The sequence below is a fragment of the Pseudomonas sp. GW821-FHT10C09 genome (assembly GCF_059415465.1).
This window is the reverse complement of record NZ_JBWKNG010000013.1, coordinates 216,547-224,552: the sequence shown is the minus strand read 5'-3', so window position 1 is coordinate 224,552 and position 8,006 is coordinate 216,547. Positions and strand designations below refer to the sequence as shown.

7 protein-coding genes are annotated in these 8,006 nt (G+C 58.9%); all 7 read right to left on the bottom strand.

Features of this window, described 5'->3' with window-relative positions:
• Window positions 1–168: 168 nt before the first annotated feature.
• The 7 genes from ispD to AC07N8_RS15795 all read right to left on the bottom strand — a co-directional run bounded on the left by ispD (window position 169) and on the right by AC07N8_RS15795 (window position 7,954).
• On the bottom strand, window positions 169–876 hold the full coding sequence (gene ispD / locus AC07N8_RS15825; RefSeq protein WP_493144318.1) for a 2-C-methyl-D-erythritol 4-phosphate cytidylyltransferase: 708 nt from the start codon (window positions 874–876) through the stop codon (window positions 169–171).
• Window positions 873–1,151: a cell division protein FtsB gene (gene ftsB / locus AC07N8_RS15820; protein ID WP_027924988.1), complete on the bottom strand. Its 279-nt coding sequence runs from the start codon at window positions 1,149–1,151 to the stop codon at window positions 873–875. The genes ispD and ftsB overlap by 4 nt, the downstream gene beginning before the upstream one ends.
• 171 nt (window positions 1,152–1,322) lie before the next feature.
• Window positions 1,323–2,612, bottom strand: a complete 1,290-nt coding sequence (gene eno / locus AC07N8_RS15815) for a phosphopyruvate hydratase (RefSeq protein ID WP_452625136.1) — start codon at window positions 2,610–2,612, stop codon at window positions 1,323–1,325.
• A 156-nt stretch (window positions 2,613–2,768) separates the two neighbouring features.
• Window positions 2,769–3,614: a 3-deoxy-8-phosphooctulonate synthase gene (kdsA, locus tag AC07N8_RS15810; RefSeq protein ID WP_007949350.1), complete on the bottom strand. Its 846-nt coding sequence runs from the start codon at window positions 3,612–3,614 to the stop codon at window positions 2,769–2,771.
• Window positions 3,615–3,619: 5 nt separating this feature from the next.
• Complete coding sequence (gene pyrG, locus AC07N8_RS15805) at window positions 3,620–5,251, bottom strand: CTP synthase (RefSeq protein WP_046029209.1); 1,632 nt, start codon at window positions 5,249–5,251, stop codon at window positions 3,620–3,622.
• A gap of 274 nt (window positions 5,252–5,525) precedes the next feature.
• A complete protein-coding gene (tilS, locus tag AC07N8_RS15800) occupies window positions 5,526–6,854 on the bottom strand; it encodes a tRNA lysidine(34) synthetase TilS (RefSeq protein ID WP_493144322.1) in 1,329 nt (442 codons plus the stop codon).
• Between the two features lie 152 nt (window positions 6,855–7,006).
• Window positions 7,007–7,954 (bottom strand): acetyl-CoA carboxylase carboxyltransferase subunit alpha, encoded by a 948-nt coding sequence (locus AC07N8_RS15795; RefSeq protein WP_483840456.1) that lies wholly within the window; start codon window positions 7,952–7,954, stop codon window positions 7,007–7,009.
• Window positions 7,955–8,006: the final 52 nt, after the last annotated feature.

Here is an 8,006-nt window from a genome sequence, read left to right as displayed (position 1 = left end):
CCCTGCTGAACGGGCAGAGCGAATACCAATCGAAAACCAGTTGAGGGCTTCCCCTCAACCATAGAATCTCCCACAGTGGATCGATGGCGAACACTGAAAAAGTGGGCAGCGCAAAACAATGTGGGAGCGAGCCTGCTCGCGAAAGCAATCTGCCAGACACCACAGCAGTCAGCGGCGATTAGCCCAGCGCTGACGAAGCCATTCGAGGTCTTCGGGACGCGTAACCTTGAGATTATCGGATCGACCTTCAATCAGGCGCGGCGCCAAACCGGACCACTCCATCGCCGACGCTTCGTCAGTGATAACCGCATCAGCCACCAGACTGTCAGCCAGCGCCCGATGCAAGGCGCCAAGGCGAAACATCTGCGGCGTATAAGCCTGCCAAATCACGCTGCGATCCACGGTTTCAACCACACGCCCATGCTTGTCGACCCGCTTGAGGGTGTCGCGCGCCGGAACCGCCAGCAACCCGCCGACCGGATCATCTGCCAATTCACTCAGCAACTTGTCCAGATCATCACGACTCAGATTCGGGCGCGCAGCATCGTGGACCAACACCCAGTCTTCATCATCAGCGCCCAACGCATGCAAATGCAGCAACGCATTCAGCACCGACCCGGAACGCTCGGCGCCGCCGTCAACCCGCTGAATTCGCGAATCGCCAACACAGGCCAGGTTTGGCCAGTAAGGATCGTCAACAGCAAGACTGACCACTAACCCTTTCAGGGTCGGGTGATCAAGGAAACAGCCAAGGCTGTGTTCGAGAATAGTGCGCCCGCCCAGTTGCAAGTATTGCTTGGGACGGTCTGCGGCCATACGGGCACCGACGCCCGCGGCAGGAATCACGGCCCAGAAGGCCGGTAACGGGGAATTCATCGAGCCAACTGGTAAAGGGTTTCACCGTCCTTGACCATGCCCAACTCATGGCGAGCCCGCTCTTCGACGGTCTCCATGCCTTTTTTCAACTCGCCGACTTCGGCGTCCATGACCCGATTGCGCTCCAGCAACCCTTCATTCTCAGCCTGTTGATCCTTGATCTGCTGAGTCAGCTCAGCCACTTGCGCCAGACTGCCATTACCCACCCACAGGCGGTATTGCAGGCCAGCCAGCAACAAGAGCAAGACGAGGAACAACCAATTGGGACTGCGCATCGAATATCAGGTTTCCAGTGAAAAAAGACAGCCATGCAAAAACATTGAAGCTTCTGATAGCACGAAGCCTGGAAGAACCAGGCTTGTGCTTATAAGGCATCAGATTAGTGGCAAATTCATCGCTGTAGCGACTTTTCCGACACAATCCGGTGTCTTTTTACCATGTAGCAATTAACCGCGGAACTCGCTGCGGCCGTTGTACTTGGCTTTGCCATTCAACTGCTCTTCGATACGCAGCAGTTGGTTGTACTTGGATACGCGATCGGAACGGCACAGGGAACCGGTCTTGATCTGGCCAGCCGAGGTGCCCACAGCCAGGTCGGCGATGGTCGAATCTTCGGTTTCGCCGGAGCGGTGCGAGATCACGGCGGTGTAACCAGCGGCCTTGGCCATCTGGATGGCTTCCAGGGTTTCGGTCAGGGTGCCGATCTGGTTGAACTTGATCAGGATCGAGTTGGCGATCTTTTTATCGATGCCTTCTTTCAGGATCTTGGTGTTGGTCACGAACAGGTCGTCGCCTACCAGTTGAACCTTCTCGCCGATTTTGTCGGTGAGGATTTTCCAGCCTGCCCAGTCGGACTCGTCCAGGCCGTCTTCGATCGAGATGATCGGATAGCGCTCGGTCAGGCCTTTCAGGTAGTCAGCGAAACCTTCGGCGGTGAACACCTGGCCTTCGCCAGACAGATTGTATTTACCGTCTTCGTAGAACTCGCTCGCCGCGCAGTCCAGCGCCAGGGTCACGTCGGTGCCCAGCTTGTAACCGGCGTTGGCCACGGCTTCGGAGATCACTTTCAAAGCGTCTTCGTTGGAAGCCAGGTTCGGTGCGAAACCACCTTCGTCACCGACAGCAGTGCTCAGGCCACGGGCCTTCAGCACAGCTTTGAGGTGATGGAAAATTTCGGTGCCCATGCGCAGGCCTTCCGAGAAAGACTTGGCGCCAACCGGCTGAACCATGAATTCCTGGATGTCGACGTTGTTATCGGCGTGCTCGCCACCGTTGATGATGTTCATCATCGGAACCGGCATCGAGTAAACACCCGGGGTGCCGTTCAGGTTGGCGATGTGAGCGTACAGCGGCAGGTCCTGGTCCTGTGCTGCTGCCTTGGCCGCAGCCAGGGAAACGGCGAGGATCGCGTTGGCGCCCAGGGAGCCTTTGTTTTCGGTACCGTCGAGCTTGATCATCGCGTGATCCAGCGCTTTCTGGTCGCTTGGATCCATGCCTTTCAACAGGTCACGGATCGGACCGTTGATGTTGGCCACGGCCTTCAGAACGCCCTTGCCCAGGTAACGGCTCTTGTCGCCATCACGCAGCTCGAGTGCTTCACGCGAGCCAGTGGAAGCACCGGACGGCGCGCAGGCGCTGCCGATGATGCCGTTATCGAGAAGCACGTCCGCTTCCACGGTGGGATTGCCACGGGAGTCGAGAACTTCACGACCTTTGATGTCGACGATTTTTGCCATTGTTGTAAACACTCCAAAGTTGACGAAAACGACGCAGCTAGAGGAAATCTTTTACCGTCGGCAAGTGAGGTGCAGCGGGCAGACTTGCGGACGATAAGGCTCAGGCCCGAGGGCCTGAGCAACAAATCGTGCGGTACTTTACCGGAGAATTGAGGTTTACGCGGTTTCTACCGTCGGAAAACTCTTCACCAGTTCGTCCAACGCTTTGAGCTGGGCCAGAAATGGCTCCAGTTTGTCCAGACGCAAGGCGCAAGGGCCGTCGCATTTGGCGTTGTCCGGGTCCGGGTGGGCTTCGAGGAACAGGCCGGCCAGCGACTGGCTCATGCCTGCCTTGGCCAGGTCCGTCACCTGGGCACGACGACCACCGGCGGAATCCGAGCGACCACCGGGCATTTGCAGCGCGTGGGTCACATCGAAGAACACCGGGTATTCGAACTGCTTCATGATGCCGAAGCCGAGCATGTCGACGACCAGGTTGTTGTAGCCGAAGCTCGAACCGCGTTCGCAGAGGATCAACTGATCGTTGCCCGCTTCCACGCACTTGCTCAGGATGTGTTTCATCTCGTGCGGTGCGAGGAACTGGGCTTTCTTGATGTTGATCACCGCGCCAGTCTTGGCCATCGCGACCACGAGGTCGGTCTGGCGCGACAGGAAGGCCGGCAACTGAATGATGTCGCAGACTTCAGCGACGACCGCGGCCTGGTCAGGCTCGTGGACGTCGGTGATGATCGGCACGCCGAAGGCTTGCTTGATGTCCTGGAAAATCCGCATGCCCTCTTCCAGGCCGGGGCCACGGTAAGAGGTCACGGAGGAACGGTTGGCCTTGTCGAAGCTGGCCTTGAACACATAAGGGATACCGAGTTTCTCGGTAACCTTCACATACTCTTCGCAGACCTGCATCGCCATGTCGCGGCTTTCCAGCACGTTCATGCCACCGAAAAGCACCATTGGCTTGTCGTTGGCAATCTCGATATCGCCTACGCGGATGATCTTCTGCGCCATCAGATTTATGCCTTCTTCTGGTGTTGAATCAATGCTGCTTTAACGAAACCGCTGAACAACGGGTGACCGTCGCGTGGCGTCGAGGTGAACTCAGGGTGGAACTGGCAAGCGACGAACCATGGATGATCCGGGGCTTCGACCACTTCAACCAGCGCGCCATCACCGGAACGACCGGAAATTTTCAGGCCGGCTTCCATGATCTGCGGCAGCAGGTTGTTGTTCACTTCGTAGCGGTGACGGTGACGCTCGACGATGACGTCTTTGGCGTAGCAGTCGTGTACCAGCGAACCCGGCTCCAGCAGGCAATCCTGAGCGCCGAGGCGCATGGTGCCGCCCAGGTCGGACGATTCGGTACGGGTTTCGACCGCGCCGGTAGCGTCTTCCCACTCGGTGATCAGGCCCACGACCGGATGGCCGCTGGCACGATCGAACTCGGTGGAGTTGGCGTCTTTCCAGCCCAGCACGTTACGAGCGAACTCGATCACGGCCACTTGCATGCCCAGGCAGATGCCCAGGTACGGAACCTTGTTTTCGCGAGCGTATTGAACGGCGGTGATCTTGCCTTCCACGCCACGCAGACCGAAGCCGCCCGGTACGAGGATCGCGTCAACACCTTCCAGCAGCGCGGTGCCCTGGTTTTCGATGTCTTCGGAATCGATGTAGCGCAGGTTGACCTTGGTGCGGTTGCTGATGCCGGCGTGACTCATCGCTTCGATCAGCGACTTGTAGGCATCCAGCAGTTCCATGTACTTGCCGACCATCGCGATGGTCACTTCGTGCTCCGGGTTCAGCTTGGCGTCAACCACCGCTTCCCACTCGGAGAGGTCAGCGCTGCCGCATTGCAGGCCGAAACGCTCGACGACGAAATCATCCAGGCCCTGGGAGTGCAGGATGCCCGGGATCTTGTAGATGGTGTCGGCGTCTTCCAGCGCGATCACCGCACGTTCTTCAACGTTGGTGAACTGCGCGATCTTGCGGCGCGAAGAAATGTCGATCGGGTGATCGGAACGGCAAACCAGCACGTCCGGCTGCAGGCCAATGGAACGAAGTTCCTTGACCGAGTGCTGGGTCGGCTTGGTTTTGGTTTCGCCGGCAGTGGCGATGTACGGCACCAGTGTCAGGTGCATCAGCATCGCGCGCTTGGCGCCGACTTCGAAACGCAGTTGGCGGATCGCTTCCAGGAACGGTTGCGACTCGATGTCACCCACGGTGCCACCGATCTCGACCATCGCCACGTCGGCATCGCCGGCGCCCTTGATGATCCGGCGCTTGATTTCGTCGGTGATGTGCGGGATCACCTGGATGGTTGCGCCCAGGTAATCACCACGGCGCTCTTTGCGCAGCACGTGTTCGTAGACACGGCCGGTGGTGAAGTTGTTGTTCTGGGTCATGGTCGTGCGGATGAACCGCTCGTAGTGGCCCAGGTCCAGGTCGGTCTCGGCGCCGTCGTGGGTGACGAACACTTCACCGTGCTGGAACGGGCTCATGGTGCCCGGGTCAACGTTGATGTACGGGTCCAGCTTCAGCATGGTGACCTTAAGTCCCCGCGCCTCCAGGATGGCCGCCAATGAAGCCGATGCGATGCCTTTCCCCAATGAAGAAACAACACCGCCCGTGACGAATATGTAGCGCGTCATGAAAAACCCTAGAAGTCTGCGTTAAAGCGGTCCGAGCCGCCGGGGAAAGCGAAGGAAGGCCGAAGCCCCCGATCACCTGCATTAATCACAGTGCACCTTTCAAAAAAACCGCCGCGTTGGGACAGACCGGCAGATGAAACACCGGTACGTTGCTCGCTACACATTTTTTGGAATCGCCCAGCAAAGACTGCTTGGTAATCGGCAACTCCTGCAATTCAGGCGAATCCACAGAAGTTGTATCAAGAAGGGAGCGTAGTCTACCGGAAAGCCCCTTTCAGCTCAAACCTTGATCTTCGCCAGGTGGCTGCCAATGCAAATGCCAGCCGTCCTGCCCACTGCCATTCAAGCCCTGCACGCTGGCCACTGCCAGCAATTGCTCGCCGCGACAGAGCAGCGGCAATCTGCCACGGGCGAAGGCCGGAACCCCGCGTTCATTGAGCAAACGCTTGAGGTCGCGGTGGCCGCGATCAGCTAAATGCATGACCTCACCTCCCTCACGATAGCGGATTTGCAGCGGGCCATCGGGGATTTGCCCGGTGAGCGTGAGCAGACCATTTTCCGGCAACTCCAGCGGCTTCGCAGGATCAGCCCAATGCACAGCACGCGACGGATTGCGTAGCCAACAGCCCGACAGCCACCAGATACGCCCGGCCGACCGATGCAGCTCGCCATCCGCCAACCGCCAGACCGGACGCGCATCACCGGTGGCGTCGCGCAAATCTTCCCAACCCGACCAATGGTCGCTGTCCGGCAAACGGGTCCGCGCTGCGAGCCAATGGCTTAGCGCATTGCGTTGGCGAGCGGCAGAGCGGTGTAAAAGAGCAGCGAGCTCCAGAGAGGGCACGCCCAGCCAGTCGAATTCATTGACCGTCGTCGCTTCGGCCAGATCGATGTGCGCCAGCTCATCCAGCAAGGCCTGCGCTTCGCTCAAGTGCGCAGCGCTGCGAGCCATGGTCGCCATCGCTTGCGGCCAGCGCTCGGTCAATACCGGGAACACCTGATGTCGCAGGTAGTTGCGCGAAAATTGCCGATCCTGGTTCGAAGGGTCTTCGATCCAATTCATTTTATGTTCTGCCGCATAGGCTTCAAGTTCGGCGCGACTCACGTCCAGCAGGGGCCGCAGCAGATGGCCCCGACCCAACGGCCGCGCACTCGGCATCCCCGACAAACCTCTCACCCCGGCCCCGCGCAACAGCCGAAACAACAGGGTTTCCGCCTGATCGTCTCGGTGCTGGGCGGTCAGCAGCAGTTCATTGGCCTGAGTGGCTTCAACGAATGCGCCATAGCGCGCATCCCGGGCGGCACGTTCGAGGCTGGCGCCGGGTTGAACCTGAACATGAACGACGTGTAGCGGCACACTCAAGGCATCACAGACGGACTGGCAGTGTGCCGGCCACGTATCCGCCGCAGGCTGAAGGCCGTGATGGACATGAATGGCGCTGAGCACCGGCAGGGATTGTGTTTTTGCCAGGTCGGCAAGAAGGTGCAGCAGGACGGTGGAGTCGAGACCACCGGAGAAGGCGATGCGCCAGGTTTTGGCATTGCGCCAAGGGGCCAGATTCAGCAGAAGTCTGGCAGGCAGATCAAACTTTGAAGGATTCATAGATATCAGTCGCTTCACATAGACCCAATGTGGGAGCGAGCCTGCTCGCGAAGGCTGCTTAACATTCAACCCACTTGTTGACTGTTATACCGCTTTCGCGAGCAGGCTCGCTCCCACAATGGTTTTGCGTCGTTTGTCGAAGCAGCGTCAGATCAGAGACCGTAGCTCATCAGTCGCGCGTAACGACGAGCCAGCAGCGCGTCGTTGTCGAACTTCTTCAGCATCGCCAGTTGCGAGCTCAGCTCGGCACGGATCGAGGCGGCCGCAGCGGCCGGGTCACGGTGTGCACCGCCCAATGGCTCGCCGATCACCTTGTCCACGATACCCAGGCCTTTCAGGCGCTCGGCGGTAATGCCCATGGCTTCAGCGGCGTCCGGGGCTTTCTCGGCGGTTTTCCACAGAATCGAGGCGCAACCTTCCGGCGAGATCACCGCGTAAGTCGAATACTGAAGCATGTTCAGCTGGTCGCAAACGCCGATAGCCAAAGCACCACCAGAACCACCTTCACCAATTACGGTGGCGATGATCGGGGTTTTCAGACGCGACATGACACGCAGGTTCCAGGCAATCGCTTCGCTCTGGTTACGCTCTTCAGCGTCGATACCAGGGTAAGCGCCCGGGGTGTCGATGAAGGTCAGGATCGGCATTTTGAAGCGTTCGGCCATTTCCATCAGGCGGCACGCCTTGCGGTAGCCTTCCGGACGCGGCATGCCGAAGTTGCGGCGAACTTTCTCGCGCACTTCACGGCCTTTCTGGTGACCGATGATCATCACCGGCTGGTCGTCCAGACGGGCAATGCCGCCGACGATGGCAGCGTCATCGGAGAAGTGACGGTCACCGTGCAGCTCATCGAACTCGGTGAAGATGTGTTCGATGTAGTCCAGGGTATAAGGACGTTTCGGGTGACGCGCCAGACGTGCGATCTGCCAGCTGGTCAGCTTGGCGAAGATGTCTTCGGTCAGCGTGCTGCTTTTGTCCTGCAGGCGGGAGATCTCATCGCCGATATTCAGCGAATTGTCGTTACCGACCAAGCGCAACTCTTCGATCTTGGCTTGCAGGTCGGCGATCGGCTGTTCGAAATCTAGAAAATTCGGGTTCATAGGCGTCCGTCTTGGGTCGACGTCCAAGAGAGCTTGGGCCGGCCGGTTGTCT